We start from the raw sequence: 22,632 nt of genomic DNA on the forward strand, positions 1-22,632 counted from the left end.
CCGTGCCGGAAGGCGATGCCGTATACCGGACCGCGAGGCGGCTCAGGGAGGCGCTCGACGGCCGGGTGCTGACCCGGTCTGACTTCCGGGTCCCCCGCCACGCGACCGCCGACCTGCGCGGCCGCGCCGTACTCACCACGATCTCCCGCGGCAAACACCTGCTGACGCGCGTGGCGGGCGGCCTGACCGTGCACACCCATCTGCGGATGGACGGAAGCTGGCGGGTCGCCCCGGCGGGACGCCCGCTGCCCGGCGGCGATGTCGTACGGCTCGTGCTGGCGAACGAGCTGTGGCAGGCCGCCGGGATCAGGCTCGGCGTCGTCGACCTCGTGGCCACGGACCATGAGGACCGGGTCGTCGGTCATCTCGGGCCCGACCTGCTCGGTCCGGACTGGGACGCCGCGCTGGCCGCGCGCAACCTGGGCGAGCGCCCCGGCCGCGGCATCGGGGAGGCACTGCTCGATCAGCGCAATCTGGCCGGGATCGGCACGATCTGGCGGGCCGAGACGCTGTTCGCCGCGCGTCTTTCGCCCTGGCGCGCGGTGGGGTCGATCTCACCGGACGAACTCGAGGCACTGGCCGGACTCGCCCACGCCCTCATGGACGCGAGCAGGGAAGCACCGCGGCCGATCACGACGGGTGATCTCCGGCCGGGCAGGTCGATGTTCGTATACGGCAGAGCGGGCCGGCCATGCCGCCGATGCGGGGCCCCGATCCGCCGCGGCGAGACGCCGTCGGCCACCGGCCGAGGGGCCGAGCCGTACGAACGGCTGATCTTCTGGTGTCCCGTGTGCCAGGCGTAGGAACGCCGGACGAAGGAACAGGAGCCGGGGCGACCGTGGTGCCCGGCGAACCCCAGACTCACCCGGGGACGCAGACCGGAACACGCCAGCCTGACGGCCGCGCCGTGCGGCGCGACGTGGCGCCCTGATCAGGCGGCGACCATGTCCTTGACCTCCGGGCTGTACCCGCGGAAGTCCTCGTCGAACTCGCTGTCGGGGATGCCGGCGGGCACGGGCTCGGGCATCGGCAGGCGTTCGCGCTCCGGCACGTCGGCCAGAACCGGGGCGGCCTGCAGCTCGGCCAGCGCGAACTGGTCGGAGACCTCACGGAGCACCTGCGACAACGGCACGCCCAACGCGCCGCAGATCGAGGCGAGCAGCTCCGAGGATGCCTCCTTCTGGCCGCGTTCGACCTCGGAGAGGTAACCGAGCGAGACGCGCGCCAGCGTGGACACCTCGCGCAGCGTGCGATTCTGGCGCATCCGCAGCCTTCGCAGCACATCACCCAGCAGCTGACGCAGCAGGATCATCTGTCGCTCCCTCCCCGAGGGGGGCGCCTTCACGACGCCTCGCGCGGTGGGCTCATGTCGCCCCTTCTTCGAATGTCCTTCGTGCATGCTCCTCGCCGTCACCGTTGGTTCGCTCGGCCCTCTCGCCGGGCGCGTGCCTGACTTGCTCCTCGCCGATGGCTCACGGACCTCACTCACAGCTCCACCGTACCTGTAGAGAGCAACACCGCGGCAGACCGTGGTGAGCATGTTCGCTGGTGACGTAACGCGGTAATCACCCCGAATGTTCCCCCATATTTGCCTCCAGCACACCTCTAAGCAGGCTCAAAGCCGCTCGGCAGGTTTCCCACCTGATCTGGTCCCTGCCCCCGTCGAGGACGATGTCACAGTGCCGGATCCGGTTTCCCGGGCCGGCCAGCGCGATGTGGACCGTGCCCACCGGTCTGCCGTCCTGCGGGTCGGGGCCGGCGACCCCGGTGACCGCGAGGCCGTAGTCCGCCTTCGTGAGTTCGCGCACTCCACGCGCCATCGCCGCGGCGACGTCGGGGTGCACCGCGCCCTCCCGGGCGAGCAGGTCGGCCGGCACACCGAGCAGTCCGGCCTTGAGGTCGGTCGCGTAGGCCACCACGCCGCCGCGGAAGGCCGCCGACGCTCCGGCCGGCGCCGTCAGCGTCGCTCCGATCAGACCCCCGGTCAGCGACTCCGCCACCGAGACGGTGGCCCCGCCCTCCACCAGCAGCGCCAGGACACGCGCCGCCTCCGCCGCGGCCTCTCCCGTCGTCCCGCCGGTCACCATGCCCTCCCGTGCATCGGCGTTCCTTCACCTGCCCCGTGCCCTGGCCGCCACCTGCCGCAGCCGAATCGCCCGCACCACGTAGTCGAGGCCGGTTCCCACGGTGACGGCCAGCGCGAGCCCGATGGCCGCCCACCTGACCGGCGCGGGCACCCCCGGCACGATGTAGAGCGCGATGGCGGCGATCTGCAGGACGGTCTTGACCTTGCCTCCGTAGCTCGCCGGGATCACGCCGTGCCTGATGACCAGGAACCGCAGCAGCGTGACCCCCGCCTCCCTGGCCAGGATCACACCGGTCACCCACCAGGGGAGCTCACCGAGAAAGGACAGGCTCACCAGGCCGGCGCCGATCAGGGCCTTGTCCGCGATCGGGTCGGCGATCTTCCCGAAGTCGGTGATCAGCGCGTACTTCCGGGCCAGCCAGCCGTCGAGCTGGTCGGTGAACGACGCGAGAAGGAACACGCCGAGCGCAGCGAGCCGCCAGGTGGGGCCTTCCAGAAACAGGAAGACCGTGAAAACCGGCACGATCACCAGTCGTCCGATGGTCAGCGCGTTCGCGATGTTCCAGGTGCTCACCCGCCTCGCCGTCGGCACGGGCGACGGGGCGGACACGGACGGCGCGGGCTGCGGGACGAAGGGCGGCTCGCTGCGCTCCGTCATGGGCCTGCCTTGATCCGGGCGATCAGGTCGACCCCTTCGGCGTCGACGGCGACGGCCTGGACGATCCGGCCGGGAACGAGTCCGATCCCCTGGACGGTCACCGAACCGTCCACCTCGGGGCCCTGGTGCGCGGCGCGGCCCTCGTATCCCCCGTCCCCCAGATCCTCGTCGATCAGGACCTCGAGGTCGGTGCCGATGCGCTCCTCGGCGCGCTGGGCGGTCAGTTCCTCGGCCAGCCGGCTCAACGCGGCCACCCGTTCGTCGATCACTTCCTGGTCGAGCTTGCCCTCGAAGGAGAACGCCTCCGTGCCCTCCTCGTCGGAGTAGCCGAAGACGCCGATCACATCGAGCCTGGCCTCCTCCAGGAAGCCCGCCAGCGTGTCGAAGTCGCCGGGGGTCTCGCCGGGGAAGCCCACGATGAAGTTGGACCGGATGCCCGCCTCCGGCGCGCGCTCGCGGATGCGCGCCAGCAGATCGAGGAAGCGCTCGGCGTCGCCGAACCGGCGCATCCGCCGCAGCAGCGGGCCGCTGACGTGCTGGAAGGACAGGTCGAAGTACGGCGCCACGCCCTCGGTCCCGGTGATCACGTCGAGCAGGCCCGGCCGCAGCTCGGCGGGCTGGAGATAGTTGACCCGGACCCGCTCGATGCCCTCGGTGGCGGCGATCCGCGGCAGCAGCTTCTCCAGCGCGCGCAGATCGCCCAGGTCCTTGCCGTACGACGTCGAGTTCTCGCTGACGAGCACGATTTCCGTGACGCCCTGCCCGGCCAGCCACCGGGCCTCGGCCAGCAGGTCCTCCGGCGGGCGGGAGACGTAGGAGCCGCGAAACGCCGGGATCGCGCAGAAGGTGCAGCGGCGGTCGCATCCGGAGGCGAGTTTCATCGAGGCGACCGGACCGCCGCCCAGCCGCTTCCTGAGCGTCCTGGGGCCGCTGGCCGGCGCCACGCCGTCCGGCAGGTTCTCGTCGGCCCGGCCGGACGGGACGCCGTGGCCGGGGATGCTCGCGCTCGAGGCGGCGGCCGCGCGGGCGACCGGTGTGATGGGCAGCAGCGTTCGCCGGTCGCGCGGCGAGTGCGGCTTGAGCGTCTTGCCCGCCAGCACGTCGTCGAGCCGCTCCCCGATCTCGGTGTAGTCGTCGAAGGAGATCACGGCGGCTTCGGGCAGCGCCTCGGCGAGCTGCTCGCCGTACCGCTCGGCCAGACATCCCGCCGCGACCACCTTGGCGCCCGTGTCGGCCGCCGCGAGCAGGGTGTCGATCGAGTCCTTCTTCGCCGAATCGATGAACCCGCAGGTATTGACGACGACGATGTCGGGATTGTCGTCTCCCAGGCGCCATCCTGCCGCGTCTAGGCGCGCGGCCAGCTCCTCGGAGTCGACCTCGTTGCGGGCACAGCCCAGCGTGATCAGCGAAACGGTTCGGCGAGCAGACATGATGAAACTACGGTATCGGCAGTTGGCCCTCAGCGGGCACCCGGCCCGCCCGCCTCGAAGGTGCGCACCACCGTCTGGCCGTCCTTGCCCAGGGCGCCGACGTCCTTGCCGTTGACCTCCAGCCGTACGGCGCCCGCGTCGCGGACGGTCACCCGCATCCGGCCCTTGGCCGTCCAGGTCGTCGCCTTGCCCTCCGTCAGCGTGCCCTGGAAGACCTTGTGGCCCTGGCCGTCCCTGACGTTCACCCACGTCGGCTTCTTCGCGACGGCCTTGAGCGTGACGACGCCGCGCGCCTGCGCGGGCTTTCCGGGCTCGTGGGCCTGATGCGCTCCCGCGTTGGGCACGGCGATGGGGAGCTGGGCCGCGGTCTCCCCCGCCTTGCCGCCGGAGCCGCTCAGCAGCCGCACGACGGCGAACACCACGACGAGGGCCAGCGCGACCGCGACGGCCATGGTCCAGCTCGGAGCATGCCGCGACCGGTTCCTGACGAGGTCTTCCCCGCGGAACACGGCGGACGCCCGGACCGGGGACCGCGAGCCGGCGTGGAGCTCGTCGTACTGCCGGACCAGGTCTTCGGCGTCCAGTCCCAGGCTGCCGGCGAGGGCCCGGATATGGCCGCGCGCGTAGAAGTCGCCGCCGCAAACGGAGAAGTCATCCCGCTCGACGCCTTCGATGACACCTTCGCGGATGCGCGTGCGATCGCTGAGCTGAGCCACGGTCAGATCAGCTCGCTGCCGCGCTTCCGACAACGCAGCGCCAACGCTCATAGGTCGCCCCCTTGTCCGAGCTGCCGCTCGCCCTACATTGCGTAGTTAGTCCCATTCAACCAGTAGTCTGCTACGCAACGTACTCGGAGGTCTACCCAAAGTTATTCAATGTCCCCGGAGATCGGCCAGGAGGCCGGGCAGGTCGTCGGGCTTGACCAGCACCTCCCGTGCCTTGGACCCCTCGCTCGGGCCCACCACCTCGCGGCTCTCCAGCAGGTCCATCAGCCGCCCCGCCTTGGCGAAGCCGATCCGCAGCTTGCGCTGGAGCATCGAGGTCGATCCGAACTGGGTCGAGACGATCAGTTCGGCCGCCTGGATCAGCAGGTCGAGGTCGTCGCCGATCTCTTCGTCGATCTCCCGCTTGGCCGCCGCCGGCGCGGCCACGTCCTCGCGGTACTCGGCCTGCATCTGGGTCTTGCAGTGGGCGACGATGTCCGCGATCTCCTTCTCGGAGACGAACGCGTTCTGCAGCCGCATGGGCTTGCTGGCGCCCATGGGCAGGAACAGCGCGTCGCCCTGCCCGACCAGTTTCTCGGCCCCCGGCTGGTCGAGGATGACCCTCGAGTCGGCCAGCGACGAGGTCGCGAACGCCAGCCGGGAGGGCACGTTGGCCTTGATCAGACCGGTGACGACGTCGACCGACGGCCGCTGCGTCGCGATGACCAGGTGGATGCCCGCCGCGCGGGCGAGCTGCGTGATTCGGACGATCGAGTCCTCGACATCGCGGGGGGCGACCATCATCAGGTCGGCGAGCTCGTCGACGATCACCAGCAGGTAGGGATAGGGCTGGTACACCCGCTCGCTGCCGGGCGGCGGCGTCAGCTTGCCCGCCCTGACCGCCTTGTTGAAGTCGTCGATGTGCCGGAAGTTGTTGGCCGCGAGGTCGTCGTACCGGCGGTCCATCTCGCCCACGACCCATTCGAGGGCCTCCGCGGCCTTCTTCGGGTTCGTGATGATCGGCGTGATGAGGTGGGGGATGCCCTCGTAGGTGTTGAGCTCGACGCGCTTGGGGTCGACGAGGACCATCCGCACCTCGTCCGGTGTCGACCGCAGCAGGATCGAGGTGATCAGCCCGTTGATGCAGGTGGACTTACCGGCTCCGGTGGCGCCCGCGATGAGGATGTGCGGCATCTTGGCCAGGTTGGCCACGATCGTGCGGCCCTCGACGTCCTTGCCGAGGCCCACGATCATCGGGTGATGGTCACGCTGGGCCACCTCGGAGCGCAGCACGTCGCCGAGCGAGACCAGATCCTTGTCGACGTTGGGGATCTCCACCCCGATCGCCGACTTGCCGGGGATCGGCGACAGGATCCGGACATCCGCCGATTTAACGGCATAAGCGATGTTCTTGGTGAGCGCGGTGACCTTCTCGACCTTGACCGCCGGACCGAGTTCGATCTCGTACCGGGTCACGGTCGGGCCACGGGTGAAGCCGACGACCTGCGCGTCGATCGTGAACTGCTCGAGCACGCTGGTCAGCGCGTTCACGACCGTCCGGTTCGCCTTGGTCTCCGGTTTCGGCGCCGTGCCCGGCCGCAGCAGCTGCAGATCCGGCAGGACGTACGGCCCGGCCTGTGTCGACAGCATGAGCTGCTCGACCTTGCGCGGCGCCGGGGTCGGCGGCGGCGGCTGCGCCGTATGTTCCGGCTGCCCGGCCTGCCGTGCGGGCTCCTTGGAGCGTGCGGCCTCGGCGGAGCCGGTCTCGTCCACGAGACCGGGCACGATCTCCGGGGAGTGCTCCTTCAGCACGGGCGTGTCGTACGGCTTGGCGCCGGCCTCTCCGTCGCCCGGCCGGTCGCCGTCCTCCGCCCGCCTGCGCGGTCGCTTCTTCTGCGTGGCCGGTTTGGATTTGGGCCGGGAAGTGCCGGGAGCCCCCTCCGGCCGCTGGAAGAGCATGTGCTGGATCTCGGCCAGCCGCTCGGGGACGCGGTGGACGGGGGTCGCCGTGATCACCAGCAGGCCGAACCCCGACAGCATCAGCAGCAGCGGGATCGTGATGAACGGCGGCAGGATGCTCGACGGCGGGGCCGACACCATGAAGCCGAGCATGCCGCCGGCCTCCGACACGTGCCCCATGCCGTCGTTCGGGCCGCCCGACGGGTACGGCGTGCCGTGCGCGACGTGGACGATCCCGAGGATTCCGGCGAGCAGCGCGGCCCACCCGATGCCCATCCGGCCGGTCTCCGCGTTCTGGTCGGGGTGGCGCAGCAGCCGCCAGGCGAGCAGCGCCAGCAGCACCGGCACCGCCCAGCCGAGCGCGCCGACCGTGCCGCGCACCACCGCGTCCACGACGGCCGCCGCTCCGGTCTTGGTGTCGCGCCAGGTCATCGCGGCCACCACGATGGCGGCGGCGAGGACCGCGAGGCCGGCCCCGTCGCGGCGGTGTGCCGGATCGAGATCGCGCGCCCCCTGCCCGAGTGCCCTGGCGGCCACGCCCAGCGCGTTGGCGATCAGGGACCACAGGCCCATGATGAGCTTGCCGATGATCAGAAAGACCCAGCTGATCGGATCCTGACCGGTCACGACGGGGCGCTTCTGCGCCGGTTTGTGGGCAGACCTGCCCGCGGCCCGGCTGCGGGAAGCTGGGCGCTTCGCGGATGCCGTACGGGACCCGGAGCGCGGCGTCGGGCGCTTGCCGGACCCCTGTCCGGACGTACGGGCGGCCATGATGCCGAAGTTACTCGCAAGAACGGGAGTTTTCCCGGAGGCACGCCGGAAGGACGGGATCAGAAGGCACGGCGTTGCCGTACGGCGAGGCGTTCGATGCGATCCCTTGCCTCGTACAGGCAGTCGGCGATCTCCTGTTCACGCTCGTCGGTGAGCCGCGGGATGGGCACCGAGCAGCTGATGGCGTCGCGCGGCGGATCGGTGACGCGCAGGGCGACGCCGAAGCAGCGCACTCCCTCGGTGTTCTCCTCGCGGTCCACCGCGTACCCGTGCTCGCGGACCTGCGCCAGGTCGGCCAGGAGCCGTACGGGATCGGTGATGGTGTGCCGCGTCAGCGCGGGCAACTCGGGCGGCAGCATCGCGCGCACCTCCTCGTCGTCGCGGCAGGCGAGGATCGCCTTGCCGAGCGAGGTGGTGCCGGCCGGCAGGCGGCGGCCGACGCGGGAGAACGGCCGCAGGTAGTGGCGCGAGGCCCTGGTGGCGAGGTAGACGACGTCGAAGTGGTCCAGCCGGGCCAGGTGCACGGTCTCGCCGGTGGCCTCGGCCAGCCAGTCGAGCGCGTCCCTGGCGATCTGCACCACGGGGTCGCCGTCGATGTACGTCGCGCCGACCAGCAGCGCCCGCATGCCGATGCGGTAGAGCGTTCCGGTGACGTCCGTCTCGATCCAGCCGAGATCGACCAGCGTGCGCAGCAGGGCGTGCAGGCTGCTCTTGGGGTAGCCGAGCTTGCCCTGCAGGTCGGTGAGGCTGTGCAGGCCGGGATATTGTGCGAGGAAGTCGAGCAGCTCGACCGTACGGAGCGCCGACTTCACGTGTGACACCGGTTCCGCCATGTGTAACCTCCCTGACCGCGGCCCGCCTCTCCTATTGTGGTCCGGTTCCCACGCGGCGTCGGCGTGGCCGAACCGGGGAGAGTGCTTCCGGCCCGGCACGCCGCACCACGAGGCGCGACGCCGGCGGCCGTACGGCTCACGCCCCGGCGGGACGCGGGCCGTACGCGACGGCGGGGCCGGCCGGTCGGACGTCAGGCCCGGAGGCGGCCGTCCACCCGCTGCGGCACCCCGAGGGGGTTGTCGTCACGCAGTTCGAGGGGAAGCAGGTCCGCCGGCCAGTCCTGGTAGGCGACCGGGGCCTGCCACCGCATGATGGACGCCGCCCCCACCGAGGTGTGCGCGGCGGCCGTCGAGGCAGGCCACGGACCGCCGTGATGCATGGCCCAGCACACCGCGACGCCCGTCGGCCAGCCGTTCCAGATCAGGCGGCCGGCGAGCCGCCGCAGCACCGGCACGAGATCGCGCGCCTCGGCCGGATCGGCCGCGTGCACGGTCGCCGTGAGCGACCCCGGCAGCCGTCGCAGCACCTCCGGCAGGTCGGCCGGGTCACGGTATCGCACGATGATCGCGGCGGGGCCGAAGCACTCCTCGGCCAACTCGGGCAGTCCGCCGGCGAACGCCTCGAGCCCGACCGAGAACACCTGCGGCGTCACGCCGTCCCCGGCCTCCGGGGCGCTGCCACGGGCCAGTACGGCGAGGCCGGCGCCGGGCAGCCGCTCGACCGCGCGCAGATAACCGTCACGGATCTTCGCGGTGAGCATGGGACCGCCGGTCGTCGCGGCGACGGCCGCGCCGATGGCCCGCTCGAACTCGCCCTGCCCCCCGGGCTCGCCTCGATCGCCGGGCTCTCCCGGACGCTCGGGCACGAACACCAGGCCGGGGTTGGTGCAGAACTGGCCGACGCCGAGCGTCAGCGAGGCCGCGAACCCCGCCGCCACGGCCGCGGGGTCGGCCGACGGCAGCACGACGACCGGGTTGACGCTGCCCAGCTCACCGTAGAACGGGATCGGATCGGGCCGCCGGCCGATCAGCTCCTGGACGGCCCTGCCGCCCGCGAGCGAACCGGTGAAGCCGACGGCCGTCACGAGCGGGTGCCCGACCAGCGAGACCCCCGCCTCGAAACCGTGCACCAGCCCGAGCAGGCCGGGGTCGGGCAGGGCCCGGCGCACGATCGAGGCGGTCAGATCCGAGGTCCGGGGGTGACCCTCATGGGCCTTGACCACCACCGGGCAGCCGGCCGCGAGCGCCGAGACCGTGTCGCCGCCGGCGACCGAGAACGCGAACGGGAAGTTGCTCGCGGCGAAGACCGCGACCACCCCCAACGGGTGGTTCATCCGGCGTACGTCCGGCCGGGGTGGCGTGGCGTCCGGGTCGGGGTGGTCGATCACCGCTTCGACGTGGCCGCCGTCCCGCAGCACGACGGCGAACAGCCGGAACTGCGCGGCCGTACGCGCGATCTCCCCGCGCAGCCGGGCCTCGCCGAGGCGGGTCTCGGCGTGGGCCACCGGCCAGAGCTCGTCGGTGTGCTTGAGCAGTGCGTCGGCGACGCCCTCCAGCACCGCGGCGCGCTCGGCGGCCGGGGTGTCCCGCCATCTCGCCCCCGACGCGGCGGCACGCGCCACCGCGTCGTCGACCACGCCGGCCGTGTCCTTGCCTGAGATCAGATCTCCCATAGTCATCTCATTTCCCATTCTTGAGGAGATTGTCCGCATCCAGATCGCGATCGCAGAACGACCCGCCGATCAGCCCCCGGGTGGTGTCGGCCGGATCCGGCTCACCCTGGGCGGCGAGGATCTCCGCCGCGAACACCTCGGAGTCGTCCCGTGGCTCATAGCCGATGGCCCGGCCCTCCTCCAGGGACCACCCGCCCCGGGTGTTGGCAGACACGCCCCAGACGATGTGGAATCCCTCCGCTGTCAGCGACGCCTCGACCAGGCGGGCGCAGTCGTCGGGGGACAGCCAGGTGGACAGCATGCGGTCGTCGTGCGGCCGCTCGTAGCACGACCCGATGCGCAGGCACGTCACGGCCATGCCGTACCGGTCGTGGTAGAGCGAGCCGAGCGCCTCGAGCGCGACCTTGCCGACGCCGTAGTAGGTGTCCGGCCGGGGGAACAGGTAGTCGGGGACCCGGCCGGCGCGTGGGTGGAACCCGACGGTGTGGTTGCTGCTCGCCAGCACCGCGTGGCGCACCCCGGCCTTCCTGGCGGTCTCCAGCACCACGCAGGTGCCGTTGATGTTCACCTCGAGAATGTCCGCCCACGGCTTCTCCCGGCTGTGGCCGCCGAGGTGGAGCACGGCGTCGACGCCGTCCATCGCCGCGGCCATCGTGCCGGCATCGGTGATGTCGCCGATCACCGCCTCCTCCCCCGGACCGAGATCGGTGCGGTCGAGCTCGATGTCGAGCAGGCGCAGCACGCGCCCCTCCCTGGCCAGTCGTGGCCGGAGCAGGGTGCCCATTCCTCCCGCGGCGCCGGTCATGAGTATTCGCAACGTGTCCGCTTCCTTCATTCCTCGGGTTCGTCGCTCGGATCGGATGTACCGCAGTCTGAACCGCGGTCTGGGCCGTCGGCGACCGGCGCTCCCGATGATCTTCCCATCCGCGGGTACGCGAAAGACCCGGCCGGCACACCGGAGAAGCAGAGCGAGGGGTGCGGGCGCACGAGGCGCCACGCCAGCCCGCCCGACGCATCGGGTGCGGCACGGCGGCGCCGCACCAGGCGCGGGAGACCGGAGACTACTCGCGTGGCCCCGGCCCGGCGGATGCGGCGACCCCGGTGGACTCGCGCACGACGAGGTCGGTCTGCAGCCGGGCCAGGGTGGCCGCCGCACCCTCTCCCGCGTTGACGGCCGCCAGCAGGAGATCGACGGCCATCCGTCCGGCGGCGGCGGTCGGCATCGTGATCGTCGTCAGCTTCGGCCTGTTCAACCGGCTCGGCAGGCTGTCGTCCACACCGATGACGCTCATGTCGTCGGGCACGCTGAGGCCGCGCTCGCGCAGCCCTTCGATCAGCCCGATCGCGACCAGGTCGTTGTAACACAGCGCACCGGTCACCTCCGACGCGACGACCGCGGCCGCCGCCGCCAGCCCGCCCCGCTCGGTCGGCTCGTTCGGGCGCAGCACCGTCAGCTCGATGCCGGACTCGGCCGCGGCGGCGGTGACGGCGGTGTGCATCTCCTGGCTGGTCCATGAGCCGCTCGGGCCCGAGAGCAACGCGATCCTCCGATGGCCGAGAGCCGCCAGATGCTCCACCGCCGCAGCGGCGCCCTGTCCCACGTCCATCAGCACCGTGGGCAGTCCCTTTATCCACCTGTTGACCACCACGAACGGCACCTGCGCCCGCAACCGCTCGATCACCCGGTTCGACAGGCGCGGACTGCACAGCAGCACACCGTCCACCTGCTTGGAGAGCGTCTCGATCAGCTCCTGCTCCCGCAGCGAGTTCTCGTCGGTGTCGGCGACGAACACGTGGTAGTCCCGCTCCCGCGCCTGCGCCTGCGCCGCTTTGATCAGCGGAGGGAAGAAGGGGTTGGCGATGTCCGCGACGATCAGCCCCAGATTGTGCGTCCGCCCCGTCGTCAACGCCCGCGCCGCCCGATTCGGCCGATACCCCAGCTGCTCGGCCACCGCCAGCACCCGGTTGCGCGTCTCCCCGCTCACCATGTGCGGCGCCGAGAACGTACGCGACACCGTCGAGACGTGCACTCCCGACGCCTGGGCCACGTCCCTGATCGTTACCGCCATTGCACACCTCTGTCTGCTCTCAAGTGGCGGGCGAGCCAGCCGAGGACCCGCTCCTGTGCGGAAAGCCGAAGTCGTCTCCCGGCAGAGCCGGCGAGCACGACGACTCGCCGGGCTCGCGCGGTCGCGCCTCCCCCAGCCCAGCCCGTCGGACACAAGTATGGTGACCTCGGCCGCCTGCTCCGCTCAGTGGCCGGCCATGCGGGTACCGCCGTCGGCCAGCCGGATGGGGCGGCCCGACCGCATGGACTCGTTGGCGCAGACGCCCACCATCACGCCGCGGATCCCGTCGAGGTAGCCGGCCTGCCTGGCCAGCGGGTCGTCTCCGGGGCCGCGGAACACGTCATCGAGCAGCAGCCGGTCGCCGCCGCCGTGTGCCCCGTCGCCCCGCTCGATCGGGATCTCTCGCGCCTCCCGCCAGTGCTCCTGCAGGGTGAGCCGCTCGCGGAAGCCCGCCGCGTGCTCCTTGGCGGCCGCACTCGGATCGATCGCGGCGCGCGGCGGGGTCCAGGACCGCTCGCACACCTCCAGCTCGATCCGGCCGCGGGTGCCGTTGAACACGACCCGATAGCCCTCGAGGGGCGCGTGCGCGTTGAGCGAGTAGGTGAGCAGGGCCCGGTTGTCGTAGCGGACCAGAACCGCCATGTTGTCCTCGATGGTGACGCCCTCGGCGAAGACGTCCCGGTCACGGAGGTAGCCGTCCTCGTGCTCGGCGTCCAGGTAGAGACGCTTGAGCCGCGGGTCGGCCGCGACGTCCAGGATGAACGGGTCGGCGCCGAGGCCGGGGGCGCCCCTGCCGCGCTCGGGCCGCGTGCCGAGACCGCGTGTCCTGGCGTTGTCCGCGCCGTAGAAGCGCAGGTCGCCCTGGGCGTACACACTCCGCGCCGCGGCGGCCAGCCACCAGTTGACCAGGTCGAAGTGGTGTGTGGACTTGTGCACGAGCAGGCCGCCGGAGTTGGCCTTGTCCCGGTGCCAGCGGCGGAAGTAGTCGGCGCCGTGGATGGTGTCCAGCGTCCACTCGAAGTGCACGGAGGTGACCTCGCCGATCGCACCGTCCATGATGAGGCGGCGGACCGCCGAGTTGCGGGGCGAGTAACGGTAGTTGAAGGTGACGACCAGCGAGCCGGGACTCCGTTCCGCCGCGGCGGCGATGGCGGCGCACCCCTCGGCGTCGGTCGTCAGCGGCTTCTCCACGATCACGCGCTTGCCCGCATCGAGCGCCTCGACGACGTAGCGGGCATGCGCCGCGTCCACCGTGGCGACGACCACCGCGTCGCACAGCTCCAGCATCGCGCCGAAGTCGTCCGGCGCGAAGCAGGGCACCTTCTCCCCGATGAGCTCGACGTAGTAGTCCATCCGGGTCCGGTTGGTGTCGCACAGCGCGACGATGGCGCCGGTGTCCCGCCAGTCGCCGAGCAGCGCGTCGACGTACATCTGGGCACGATGGCCGAGCCCGACGAATGCGTATCTCATCTCGTCTCTCCGCGGTGGGCCGCCGTACGGCTCGGGCGAGCCGTACGGCGGCGCTGAGGGTCTTCGGTCTCAGCCGGCGATGGCCGCGTTGGCCTCCTCGAGGAACTTGCCGGCGGCCTCGTCGGGGGTCATCTGGCCGGCGGTCACGGCCTCGGTGTAGCGCTTGATGACGTCCTCCATCTTCGAGGCGCCCTTCGGGGGGACGACCGCCGCGCTGAGCTCGCTCTTGACCTCGTCGATGAACTCCAGGCTCTGCTGGTCGGCCGGGGTCAGCTTGCCCTTGATCGCCTCCAGGACCTTGGAGTTGATCGGCAGGCCCCGGTCGCTGAGCAGGATGCCGCCCGCATCCGGGTCGTTGACCAGGAAGTCGACGAACTTCTGCGCCTCGGCCGGGTGCTCGGTCTTGCTGGAGATGGTCCAGTGCATGGCGGGCTGGAGGAACATGCCGTGGCCGCCGCCGCTCTCCAGCTTGGGCATGCGGAGCATGGCCAGCTCGGAGCCGGAGACCTTGCTCAGGGTGCCCAGCTGGTTGCTCCACCACATGCCGAACGCGCCCTTGTTGGTGCCGATCAGCGACTGCTCCACACCGGCCGCGATGATCTCGTTCATCTTCGCCGCGTCGGGTGAGGCCTTGGTCTCGATCATGTTGAGGAAGTTCCCCCACCAGGCCTTGAGCGTGTCGGCCGTGATGCCGATCCTGCCGTTGTCGTAGAGCTTCTCACCACGCTGGGCGGCGTAGATGGTCGGGTAGGTGGGATTGTTGGAGGTGTACTCGGTGCCGTAGTACTCGCCGTTACCGGCCTTGCTGATCTCGGCGGAGAGCTTGATGTAGTCGTCCCAGGTCCAGGTCTTGTCGTCCGGGAGCTCCACCCCCGCCTTCTCGAGCACGGACTTGTTGGCGTACATCGCGAAGACGTTGACACCGGTGGGGATGGCGTACTGCTTGCCGTCGACCTGGCCGGCGGCGAGCGCGTCCTGGGCGAGGGCGGCGGTGTCGATCTTGCCGGTGAGGTCGGCGATGGCGCCCCGGCCCGCGTACTCGGCCAGGCCGCGGATCTCCAGGGTCATGACGTCGGGCGCGTCGCCCGCCGCGACCTTGGTGGCCAGCGACTCGTAGTAGCTCTGCCAGTCGGAGAACTCGCCGACCACGTCGATGTCCGGGTTCTTCTTCTCGAAGGCCGCGATGACCTCCTCGGTCAGCTTCTGTCTGGAGTCGCTGCCCCAGTAGGAGAAGCGGATCTTGACCTTGCCGTCGGCCGCGTCGTCGCCGCCGCCGCTGCCGCAGGCCGTCAGGGCCATCGCGGCCACGGTGAGCAGGGCCGCCAACTTCGAAGAGCGCATCGCTCGTCCTCTCTCAGCTCGTTTCGGGGGGTGAGGAACTACTTCAGACCCGTGGTGGCGACACCGCGGATCAGGTACTTCTGGCCGGCCAGGAAGAATCCGAAGATCGGCCCGAGTGCGATGATCGACATGGCGAACATGGGCCCCCACGACGACTCGCCGCTGGAGTCCAGGAAGGTGCGCAACGCGACCGGAACGGTGAAGTTGTTCGGGTTGTTCAGGTAGAGGAGCTGGCTGAGGAAGTCGTTCCACGTCCAGATGAAGGTGAAGATCGCCGTGGTGGCCAGCGCGGGGGTGCAGAGCGGGATGATGACGCGGAAGAACGTGCGCCAGTAGCCGGCGCCGTCGATCGCCGCCGCCTCGTCGAGCTCGCGCGGGAGCGTCCTGATGAACTGGACCATCAGGAAGATGAAGAACGAGTCGTGGGCCAGGAACTTCGGCAGGACCAGCGGCCAGATCGTGTTGATCATGTCGAGCTTGGCGAACATGATGTACTGCGGCACGATCACCACGTGCAGCGGCAGCATGATCGAACCCAGCATGATCGTGAACCACAGCTTCTTCAGCGGAAAGTTCAGCCGGGCGAAGGCGTAGGCGGCCATCGAGCAGGCCACCAGGTTGCCGGCGACCGACAGCCCCGTCACCACGGCCGAGTTCCACAGGTAGTAGCCGAACGGGTGGGCGAGTGCGTTCCAGCCCTCGGTGAAGTTCTCGAAGGTGATCTCATCGGGGATCAGGCCGGGCTCACGGAAGATCAGCTCCTCCGGCTTGAGCGCGCTGGAGATCATCCACAGCAGCGGGTAGAGCATGACCAGGCCGAAGCCGATCAGCATCAGGTGTTTGGCACCTCTGGAGACACGGCGCCGGTACAGGACCGGCAGCCGCCTACTTGCTGTCGTCGCCATAGAAGACCCAATACTTGGACGCGAGGAAGTTGACCCCGGTGAGACCGGCGATGATGAGGACGAGGACCCAGGCCAGCGCCGCCGCGTAGCCCATGTCGTAGTGCTTGAAGCCGTTGAGGTAGAGGTAGAGCGTGTAGAAGAGCGTCGAGTCGTTCGGGCCGCCCGAGCCGTTGCTCACGATGAACGACTGGGTGAACGACTGGAACGACTTGATCACCTCGAGCACGAGATTGAAGAAGATGATCGGTGTGAGCAGCGGCAGCGTGATCGATCTGAACCGCTGGAGCGTCCCCGCCCCGTCGATGGCGGCGGCCTCGTAGTAGCTGCTCGGGATCTGCCGCAGGCCGGCCAGGAAGATGACCATCGGGGCGCCGAACGTCCAGACGTGCAGCAGGATCAGGGTGCCCAGCGCGGTGTCGGGATCGTTGACGTAGCTGCTGCCCTGGATGCCGAACACGGCGAGCCCCGCGTTGATCAGGCCCTCGGCGCCGAAGATCTTCCGCCAGAGGATGGCGATCGCGACGCTGCCGCCGAGCAACGAGGGCAGATAGTAGATCGACCGGTAGAAGGACAGGCCCCGCAGCCCCCGGTCCAGCAGCAGCGCCAGCGCGAGGGCGAAGGCGAGCTGGAGCGGCACAGAGACGACGACGTAGATCGTGGTGACCTTCAGCGAGGTCCAGAACCGCTGGTCGGCGCCGAACATCTTGGAGTAGTTGTCCGCGCCGATCCACTTCGCCTCTTCGAGCAGGCTGTAGTCGGTGAAGGACAGGTAGAGCGAGGCCACGATGGGACCGATCGTGATCAGGAACAGGCCCACGAACCACGGCGTGAGGAACAGGTAGGCCGCCCATGCCTCGTGTCGGGAGCGGCGGACGCTCCGCGAGGTTTCGCTTCCGGAAGCGGGCGCCGCGACCGCGGGCTTCGGCGACGGCGAATCGACTCGAGGGACCTCCGGCACAGACCCGGACCGAAGCTCGCGTGATTCGGTCGTCATCACGGGACCTCCCGATGAGACGTGATGGGATTGGGCGCTTTCCTATAGCCCAGGGGAAAGGTCCGTCAACCCTTTGCAGGCGTTATCTCGGCGTTATCGATATGTCGAGATCTATGTTGACGCAGGTAGACGGGTTGGTTGCTATCCATGACGAGTGGGAAAGTTATCGACTTGGCGACCGTCTTATTACAAGCGGTTGCAGTGATGGACGTGCGATCGTGGACGACGCGACGGCTCCGTGAGCGCCCGGGAGGCGCGCAGCGCCCGGAGGACCGGCGGGCGCTGCGCGCCTCCCGTACCGACCCGGCCGCTCAGGTCACGACGTGGCTCGGCACGCGGTCAGCCCGCGAACCGGTAGGTGGTGGTGGAGACGTGCTCCTGCCCCGGCCTGAGCACGGTGGAGGGGAAGTCGGGCCGGTTGGGCGAGTCGGGGAAGTGCTGCGTCTCCAGGCAGAGCCCGGCCTGCCTGCCGTACGGCGTGGCGATGCCGTCCAGCATGTGCCCGGTGTAGAACTGGACGCCCGGCTCGGTGGTCGTCACCTCCATCGTCCGGCCGCTCACCGGCTCCTCCACCCGCATCACGCCGCCGGGGCGCAACACGTAGCAGTGGTCGTAGCAGCCGTCGAGCCGTGCCCCCACCGCCGTGGGCCGGGTGAAGTCGTACGGCGTGCCCGCCACCGGCGTGGGCGCCCCGGGCAGCGGGATCTTCCCGGCGTCGACCCGCAGATAATGGTCGGCCTCGATGGTGACGACGTGATCGCGTACGTCCCCCGAGCCGGCGAGGTTGAAGTAGGAGTGGTTGGTCAGGTTGAGCACCGTGGCCGCGTCGGTGGTGGCGTGGTAGTCGATCCGCAGCTCGTCGCGCTCGGTGAGGGTGTAGGTGACCGAGGTGGTGAGCGTGCCCGGGTAGCCCTCCTCGCCGTCCGCGCTGACGTAGGTCAGCCGTACGGCACGCTCGCCGTCCGCTTCGGCCCGCCAGATCCGCTTGTCGAACCCGGCCTTCCCGCCGTGGAGGCTGTTCCCGTTGTCGTTGCACGGCAGTTGGCGGCTGACGCCGTCGAGGGTGAAGCAACCGCCCGCGATGCGATTGCCGTACCGCCCGACCAGGGCGCCGAAGTAGCGGCTGCGCTGGAGGTAGTCAGCCACGGTGGGAAGGCCGAGGACGACGTCGGTCCCGTCGGGCAGCTCGACGGACTGAACGATCGCGCCGAGGGTCAGGATCCCGACCCGCATCCGGCCGTTCGTCAGGACGTGCCGGTCCACGGTCTCTCCGGTGGGTGTAGCCCCAAATCTCACGGTTGACTCGCTCTCTCGATCGATTCTCTGATCGCCGGGACCGGACTCCCGCTCGACGGTGGCGGGGTGGCCGCCTCGCCCGCGGCGACGGCGGCACCGTAACGCACGCGGTTGCACCTGTACCAGCGTCCAGTTCCGGAAATCACCTGCTGATCTGCGACCGGTTGCGCACTCTCCATTCGCCCGGGAACGCGAAAAAGCAGGTCAGATGTATGGGGGAATCCAACCCTTGACGTTTCGATCGGTTGACGACACAGTTTGATGCAACTGGTTGCAGGCTCCGAGCCCCTCGGGGACTGCCAGAAGGGAAAGACACTTGTGAGCAGAACTCTTGTCACCGGGAGCGCCGGACGCCTCGGGCGCAGCGTCGTGTCCGCGCTCGCCGCCGCCGGCCACGAGGTGATCGGCGTGGACCGGGTGCCGGGCACCCCCGCCGACGCCGCCGCCGTCCTCCCGGCCGACCTGGCCGACCTCGGCGAGGCCTATGAGGTGATCGCGCGGTTCCGGCCGGACACGGTCGTGCATCTGGCCGCCATCGCGACTCCGTTCAGCCGCAGCGACCTGGTGACGTTCCGCACGAACTCACAACTGGCCTTCAACATGTGCGACGCGGCCGCGGCCCTGGGCGTGCACAAGATGATCGTGGCGAGCAGCCCGACCGTCATCGGGTACGGCTCGCCGACCGGCTGGACCCCCGCCTACCTGCCCATCGACGAGGACCACCCGGCTCAGCCGTGGAACGCCTACAGCCTGTCCAAGCTGGTCGCCGAGGAGACGATGCGGTCCTTCGCCCGCACGGCCGAGACGAAGATGGCCGCGATACGCCCCTGCTTCGTGATCGCGCCGGAGGAGTGGGAGGGGGCGCCGACCCAGTCGGGGCACACGGTCGCCGAGCGGCTGGACCGGCCGGACATCGCCGGAGTCTCGCTGTTCAACTACATCGACGCCCGCGACGCGGCCGACCTGCTGCTCACCCTGCTCGACCGGCTGCCCGATCTGCCCAACGGCGAGGTCTTCTTCGCCGGCGCGGCGGACGCGCTGGCCCGCGAGCCGCTCGCGGAGCTGCTGCCGCGGGTCATCCCTTCCACCGCCGCCTTCGCGGCCACCCTCACGGGCACCGCCCCCGCCTTCTCCTCGGCCAAGGCCGAGCGGCTGCTCGGCTGGCAGGCCAAGCGCAGCTGGCGGACCGAGCTGACCTGAGCACCGAGCCGTCCTGAGCACCAAGCCGTCCTGAGCGCTGAATGGTCCCGGACACCGAGCCCTCCCGAAAGGATCATCGATCATGAACCTCAGCGGGGTCCCGCTCCTCCCCTCGCCGTCTCCCGGCGGTGCGCGCGAACCGGCCGGGTACGCCGGCACCGGCCCCGCCCGGGTGGCCGCATGATCAAGGATCTGCGGACCACGCCGCGGACGGTGCCGCTGCGTCGCCCGTGGGGTGCGGACGTGCGATACAACCACGTGATCGTGTGTGAGATCACGCTGCGGGACGGGCGGACCGGCACCGGCTTCTCCTGGACGCCGCAGATCGGGGCGGAGGCCGTACGGGCTCTGCTGGAGAACGACATCAGGGACGCGTTGATCGGTCTCCCGGCCCACCCCGAACTGGTGTGGGACCGGCTCTCCCGGCACCTGAGCGAGGCCGGGCGCGGCGGCCTGACCACGATCGCGATGGCCGGGGTCGATCTGGCGCTGTGGGACCTGCGCTGCGGGGAGTCCTCCCTGGTGGACGTGCTCGGGCCGCGCCGCGGGAGCGTCCAGGTGTACGGCAGCGGCGTGAACCTGCACTATTCGCTCGAGGAACTGGCCGGGCAGGCTCGGCGCTGGCACGCCGCGGGATACCCGGCCGTCAAGATCAAGGTCGGCAGGCCCGAACTCGCCGAGGACGTCGAGCGGGTCGCGGCGGTCCGCGAGATCATCGGCCCGGGCACGCTGCTGATGATCGACGCCAACCAGCGGTGGGATCTGCACCGGGCCCGCCGCGCCATCGCCGCGCTCGCGCCGTACGACCCGCACTGGATCGAGGAGCCGCTACCGGCCGACGACGTCGCCGCCCACGTGGAACTGCGCCGGAGCATCGGCGTGCCGGTCGCGGTCGGCGAGAACGTCTACACCGTGCACGGCTTCCGCGACCTGCTCACCGCGGGCGCGTGCGACGTGGTCCAGCCCAATGTGGTCAGGGTCGGCGGGATCACCCCGTTCCTGCGCGTAGCCGAGCTGGCGCGGGCCTTCGACGTCCCGGTCCACCCTCATCTGCTGACCGAGCTGTCGGGGCAGCTCGCGCTGACGCTGCACCATCCGGCCATGGTCGAGCTGGTCGAGGACGCCTCCTTGTCCGACCTCGGACTGCTCGCCGAGCCGTACCCGGTGGAGATCAGCGGCGCGGAGCTGCGCTCGGGCGGCCGGGCCGGGCTGGGGCTGACATGGGCGAGTTGACCAGGGTCGTGCTCGCGGGCGCGTACGGCCATGGCCGCTCGCACCTGGAGAACCTGCGCGGGCTGGCCGCCCGGGGACTGGTGGAGCTGGCCGGGGTATGCGACGTGCGCCCGGTGGAGGCGGAGCGGCTGGACGGCCTCGGCTCTCCCGAGCAGGCGCGCCCCGACGGCCTGGCCGGGCTGATCGAACGCACCGGCGCGGAGATCACGATCCTGTGCACGCCCATCGACACCCACGACGACCTCGCGGTGACCGCGCTGCGCGCGGGCTCCCACGTGCTGCTGGAGAAGCCACCCGCGGCATCGCTGGCCGGCTTCGAGCGGATCGCCGCCGCCGCCGAGCTGAGCGGGCTGACGTGCCAGGTCGGCTTCCAGAGTCTCGGCTCCGCCGCGATCCCCGCGCTGCGCCGGCGGATCGCCTCCGGCGCGCTCGGCGAGATCCGCGGCATCGGCGTGGCGGGCGCGTGGGAGCGGCCGGCCGGCTACTTCACCCGTTCCGCCTGGGCCGGCCGCCGCCGGTTGAACGGGCGGGCCGTGATGGACGGCGCGCTCACCAACCCGTTCGCGCACGCCACCGCCACCGCGCTCGCGGTCGCCGGAGTCGAGGAGCGGGGCGCGATCGCCTCGGTCGAGCTCGAGCTGTTCCACGCCAACCCGATCGAGTCGGACGACACGGCAGCGGCCCGGATCCGCCTGACGGACGGCCAGGTGATCACCGTGGCCGTGTCGCTGTGCGCGACGGGGCGGTCAGAGCCGTACCTGATCGTGCACGGGTCGGCGGGCACGGCCCGGCTGACCTACACCACCGACGACCTCGACGGGACGGTCCACCCCCGGGTGAACCTGCTGGAGAACCTGATCGAACACGTCAGGGACGGCGCGGAACCGCTGGTGCCGCTCCGGCGCACCGGCGCCTTCATGGAGTTCCTCGAGGCGGTGCGGCTGGCGCCCGACCCGCTGCCGATCGCGGCGGAGCACCAGACGATGCACGCCGACCGGCGTGAGCTCCCCGGCATCAAAGAGCTGACGGACCGAAGCGCCCGGCGGCTGGCCCTCTTCTCTGAGCTGAGCTCGGAGCGGTACGCGCCGTGGGCGACGGCGCGGCCGTCCGCCTGGCGGCCACCGGCGGCGGGGACGTCCGCGCGGGAACCGCAGGCGGCGGCCACGCGGACGCTGCGGGTGGCCGGGACACCGGTGGCCTCCTACGTATGGCGGCCCGACCTGCCGGCGACCGACGCGCCGCGACCGTACCTGCATCCGGTGCGGACGCTCGCCGGCGTGGAGGTGACCGAGTTCCGCCCCGCCGACCACGTCCATCACCTGGGCGCCGGCCTGGCCGTGGCGGACGTCGGCGGGGTGAACTTCTGGGGTGGCAGGACGTTCGTCCGCGACCGGGGCCCGGTCTGGCTGGGCGACCACGGCCGGCAGCGGCACGACGCCTTCGAGGAGTGCGAGGGCGGGTTCCACGAGGAGCTGACGTGGCTCGGCCCGGACGGCGCGGCCGTCGCCCGGGAGCGGCGGACCGTGCTGGCCGGGCCCGTGCCGGCGGGCGGCGCGTGGGCGCTGGACTTCGCCTTCACGCTCACCGTGCGCGAGCCCCTGGAGGTCAGGAGCTCGGCGTGCAAGGGACGGCCGGGCGCCGGGTACGGCGGGTTCTTCTGGCGCGCGCGCAAGGACGCGCAGAACCCGGCCGTGTTCACCGCCGAGGCGGAGGGTGAGCGCGACGTCCACGGCAGCCGCTCCCCCTGGCTGGCGCTGGTGTCCGACGCCTGGAGCCTGGTCTTCGTGCAGGCCGGTCCGGTGGACCCGTGGTTCGTGCGGGTGGCGGAGTACCCCGGCGTGGGTCCCGCGCTGGCCTGGGACCGGCCGCTGCCCGTCGCGGACGCGCTGACCCGCCGCGTGATCACCATCGTGGCGGACGGGCGGCTCGACCGGGCGGCAGCGGCGCGGCTGGCGCTGTCGGCCGGCACGGCACGCCCCGGGAGCGGCGGGTGACCGCTACCGAAGGCCG

19 protein-coding genes are annotated in these 22,632 nt (G+C 70.8%); 4 read left to right on the top strand and 15 right to left on the bottom strand.

What is annotated here, in order from left to right; translation table 11 throughout:
• The first annotated feature begins 2 nt into the window (after nucleotides 1-2).
• Nucleotides 3-803 carry an Fpg/Nei family DNA glycosylase gene (locus tag ACQP1K_RS20710; protein ID WP_433497358.1) on the top strand — a complete coding sequence of 267 codons (801 nt, stop codon included), beginning with the start codon at nucleotides 3-5 and terminating at the stop codon, nucleotides 801-803.
• Nucleotides 804-931: 128 nt separating this feature from the next.
• On the opposite strand, the gene ACQP1K_RS20715 is transcribed toward ACQP1K_RS20710, so the two are convergent.
• From ACQP1K_RS20715 to ACQP1K_RS20785, 15 genes are all read right to left on the bottom strand, one after another.
• Entirely contained in the window at nucleotides 932-1,312 is a 381-nt protein-coding gene (locus ACQP1K_RS20715; RefSeq protein ID WP_433497359.1) for a helix-turn-helix domain-containing protein, read from the bottom strand.
• A gap of 253 nt (nucleotides 1,313-1,565) precedes the next feature.
• Complete coding sequence (locus tag ACQP1K_RS20720) at nucleotides 1,566-2,087, bottom strand: CinA family protein (protein ID WP_433497360.1); 522 nt, start codon at nucleotides 2,085-2,087, stop codon at nucleotides 1,566-1,568.
• Nucleotides 2,088-2,111: 24 nt separating this feature from the next.
• Nucleotides 2,112-2,744: a CDP-diacylglycerol--glycerol-3-phosphate 3-phosphatidyltransferase gene (gene pgsA, locus ACQP1K_RS20725; RefSeq protein ID WP_433497361.1), complete on the bottom strand. Its 633-nt coding sequence runs from the start codon at nucleotides 2,742-2,744 to the stop codon at nucleotides 2,112-2,114.
• Nucleotides 2,741-4,174: a 30S ribosomal protein S12 methylthiotransferase RimO gene (gene rimO, locus ACQP1K_RS20730; protein ID WP_433497362.1), complete on the bottom strand. Its 1,434-nt coding sequence runs from the start codon at nucleotides 4,172-4,174 to the stop codon at nucleotides 2,741-2,743. The genes pgsA and rimO overlap by 4 nt, the downstream gene beginning before the upstream one ends.
• Nucleotides 4,175-4,203: 29 nt before the next feature.
• Nucleotides 4,204-4,941, bottom strand: coding sequence for a helix-turn-helix domain-containing protein (locus tag ACQP1K_RS20735; protein ID WP_433497363.1), 738 nt, complete (start codon nucleotides 4,939-4,941; stop codon nucleotides 4,204-4,206).
• Nucleotides 4,942-5,046: 105 nt separating this feature from the next.
• On the bottom strand, nucleotides 5,047-7,608 hold the full coding sequence (locus tag ACQP1K_RS20740; RefSeq protein WP_433497364.1) for a DNA translocase FtsK: 2,562 nt from the start codon (nucleotides 7,606-7,608) through the stop codon (nucleotides 5,047-5,049).
• A 59-nt stretch (nucleotides 7,609-7,667) separates the two neighbouring features.
• The gene (locus ACQP1K_RS20745; protein ID WP_433497365.1) at nucleotides 7,668-8,441 is read right to left on the bottom strand and encodes an IclR family transcriptional regulator; all 774 of its coding nucleotides are present in this window, start codon (nucleotides 8,439-8,441) and stop codon (nucleotides 7,668-7,670) included.
• Nucleotides 8,442-8,632: 191 nt separating this feature from the next.
• Nucleotides 8,633-10,114 (bottom strand): aldehyde dehydrogenase (NADP(+)), encoded by a 1,482-nt coding sequence (locus ACQP1K_RS20750; protein ID WP_433497366.1) that lies wholly within the window; start codon nucleotides 10,112-10,114, stop codon nucleotides 8,633-8,635.
• A 7-nt stretch (nucleotides 10,115-10,121) separates the two neighbouring features.
• A complete protein-coding gene (locus ACQP1K_RS20755) occupies nucleotides 10,122-10,931 on the bottom strand; it encodes an NAD-dependent epimerase/dehydratase family protein (protein WP_433497367.1) in 810 nt (269 codons plus the stop codon).
• A 244-nt stretch (nucleotides 10,932-11,175) separates the two neighbouring features.
• Nucleotides 11,176-12,183, bottom strand: coding sequence for a LacI family DNA-binding transcriptional regulator (locus tag ACQP1K_RS20760; RefSeq protein ID WP_433497368.1), 1,008 nt, complete (start codon nucleotides 12,181-12,183; stop codon nucleotides 11,176-11,178).
• A 183-nt stretch (nucleotides 12,184-12,366) separates the two neighbouring features.
• The gene (locus ACQP1K_RS20765; RefSeq protein ID WP_433497369.1) at nucleotides 12,367-13,653 is read right to left on the bottom strand and encodes a Gfo/Idh/MocA family protein; all 1,287 of its coding nucleotides are present in this window, start codon (nucleotides 13,651-13,653) and stop codon (nucleotides 12,367-12,369) included.
• Nucleotides 13,654-13,722: 69 nt separating this feature from the next.
• Nucleotides 13,723-14,994 (bottom strand): ABC transporter substrate-binding protein, encoded by a 1,272-nt coding sequence (locus ACQP1K_RS20770; protein ID WP_433497370.1) that lies wholly within the window; start codon nucleotides 14,992-14,994, stop codon nucleotides 13,723-13,725.
• Nucleotides 14,995-15,032: 38 nt separating this feature from the next.
• Nucleotides 15,033-15,827: a carbohydrate ABC transporter permease gene (locus tag ACQP1K_RS20775; protein ID WP_433497371.1), complete on the bottom strand. Its 795-nt coding sequence runs from the start codon at nucleotides 15,825-15,827 to the stop codon at nucleotides 15,033-15,035.
• 52 nt (nucleotides 15,828-15,879) lie between these two features.
• Complete coding sequence (locus tag ACQP1K_RS20780; protein ID WP_433497372.1) at nucleotides 15,880-16,893, bottom strand: carbohydrate ABC transporter permease; 1,014 nt, start codon at nucleotides 16,891-16,893, stop codon at nucleotides 15,880-15,882.
• Nucleotides 16,894-17,232: 339 nt separating this feature from the next.
• The gene (locus ACQP1K_RS20785) at nucleotides 17,233-18,189 is read right to left on the bottom strand and encodes an aldose epimerase family protein (RefSeq protein ID WP_433497373.1); all 957 of its coding nucleotides are present in this window, start codon (nucleotides 18,187-18,189) and stop codon (nucleotides 17,233-17,235) included.
• A 318-nt stretch (nucleotides 18,190-18,507) separates the two neighbouring features.
• Between ACQP1K_RS20785 and ACQP1K_RS20790 the strand changes: the two genes are divergently transcribed.
• The 3 genes from ACQP1K_RS20790 to ACQP1K_RS20800 all read left to right on the top strand — a co-directional run bounded on the left by ACQP1K_RS20790 (nucleotide 18,508) and on the right by ACQP1K_RS20800 (nucleotide 22,616).
• Nucleotides 18,508-19,389, top strand: coding sequence for an NAD-dependent epimerase/dehydratase family protein (locus ACQP1K_RS20790; RefSeq protein WP_433497374.1), 882 nt, complete (start codon nucleotides 18,508-18,510; stop codon nucleotides 19,387-19,389).
• Nucleotides 19,390-19,569: 180 nt separating this feature from the next.
• Nucleotides 19,570-20,622, top strand: coding sequence for a mandelate racemase/muconate lactonizing enzyme family protein (locus ACQP1K_RS20795; protein WP_433497375.1), 1,053 nt, complete (start codon nucleotides 19,570-19,572; stop codon nucleotides 20,620-20,622).
• Nucleotides 20,610-22,616: a DUF6807 family protein gene (locus tag ACQP1K_RS20800; protein WP_433497376.1), complete on the top strand. Its 2,007-nt coding sequence runs from the start codon at nucleotides 20,610-20,612 to the stop codon at nucleotides 22,614-22,616. Before ACQP1K_RS20795 ends, ACQP1K_RS20800 begins: the two co-directional genes overlap by 13 nt.
• Nucleotides 22,617-22,632 lie beyond the last annotated feature (16 nt).

Origin of the sequence: Sphaerimonospora sp. CA-214678, from assembly GCF_050942215.1 — a bacterium.
Lineage (GTDB): Bacteria > Actinomycetota > Actinomycetes > Streptosporangiales > Streptosporangiaceae > Sphaerimonospora.

Bases quoted from the DNA above. Each gene is read 5' to 3' on its own strand.
- ACQP1K_RS20715 (WP_433497359.1), bottom strand. From the start codon at position 1,312: ATGATCCTGCTGCGTCAGCTGCTGGGTGATGTGCTGCGAAGGCTGCGG.
- ACQP1K_RS20720 (WP_433497360.1), bottom strand. From the start codon at position 2,087: ATGGTGACCGGCGGGACGACGGGAGAGGCCGCGGCGGAGGCGGCGCGT.
- pgsA (WP_433497361.1), bottom strand. From the start codon at position 2,744: ATGACGGAGCGCAGCGAGCCGCCCTTCGTCCCGCAGCCCGCGCCGTCC.
- rimO (WP_433497362.1), bottom strand. From the start codon at position 4,174: ATGTCTGCTCGCCGAACCGTTTCGCTGATCACGCTGGGCTGTGCCCGC.
- ACQP1K_RS20735 (WP_433497363.1), bottom strand. From the start codon at position 4,941: ATGAGCGTTGGCGCTGCGTTGTCGGAAGCGCGGCAGCGAGCTGATCTG.
- ACQP1K_RS20740 (WP_433497364.1), bottom strand. From the start codon at position 7,608: ATGGCCGCCCGTACGTCCGGACAGGGGTCCGGCAAGCGCCCGACGCCG.
- ACQP1K_RS20745 (WP_433497365.1), bottom strand. From the start codon at position 8,441: ATGGCGGAACCGGTGTCACACGTGAAGTCGGCGCTCCGTACGGTCGAG.
- ACQP1K_RS20750 (WP_433497366.1), bottom strand. From the start codon at position 10,114: ATGGGAGATCTGATCTCAGGCAAGGACACGGCCGGCGTGGTCGACGAC.
- ACQP1K_RS20760 (WP_433497368.1), bottom strand. From the start codon at position 12,183: ATGGCGGTAACGATCAGGGACGTGGCCCAGGCGTCGGGAGTGCACGTC.
- ACQP1K_RS20765 (WP_433497369.1), bottom strand. From the start codon at position 13,653: ATGAGATACGCATTCGTCGGGCTCGGCCATCGTGCCCAGATGTACGTC.
- ACQP1K_RS20770 (WP_433497370.1), bottom strand. From the start codon at position 14,994: ATGCGCTCTTCGAAGTTGGCGGCCCTGCTCACCGTGGCCGCGATGGCC.
- ACQP1K_RS20775 (WP_433497371.1), bottom strand. From the start codon at position 15,827: ATGCTGATCGGCTTCGGCCTGGTCATGCTCTACCCGCTGCTGTGGATG.
- ACQP1K_RS20780 (WP_433497372.1), bottom strand. From the start codon at position 16,893: ATGACGACCGAATCACGCGAGCTTCGGTCCGGGTCTGTGCCGGAGGTC.
- ACQP1K_RS20795 (WP_433497375.1), top strand. From the start codon at position 19,570: ATGATCAAGGATCTGCGGACCACGCCGCGGACGGTGCCGCTGCGTCGC.
- ACQP1K_RS20800 (WP_433497376.1), top strand. From the start codon at position 20,610: ATGGGCGAGTTGACCAGGGTCGTGCTCGCGGGCGCGTACGGCCATGGC.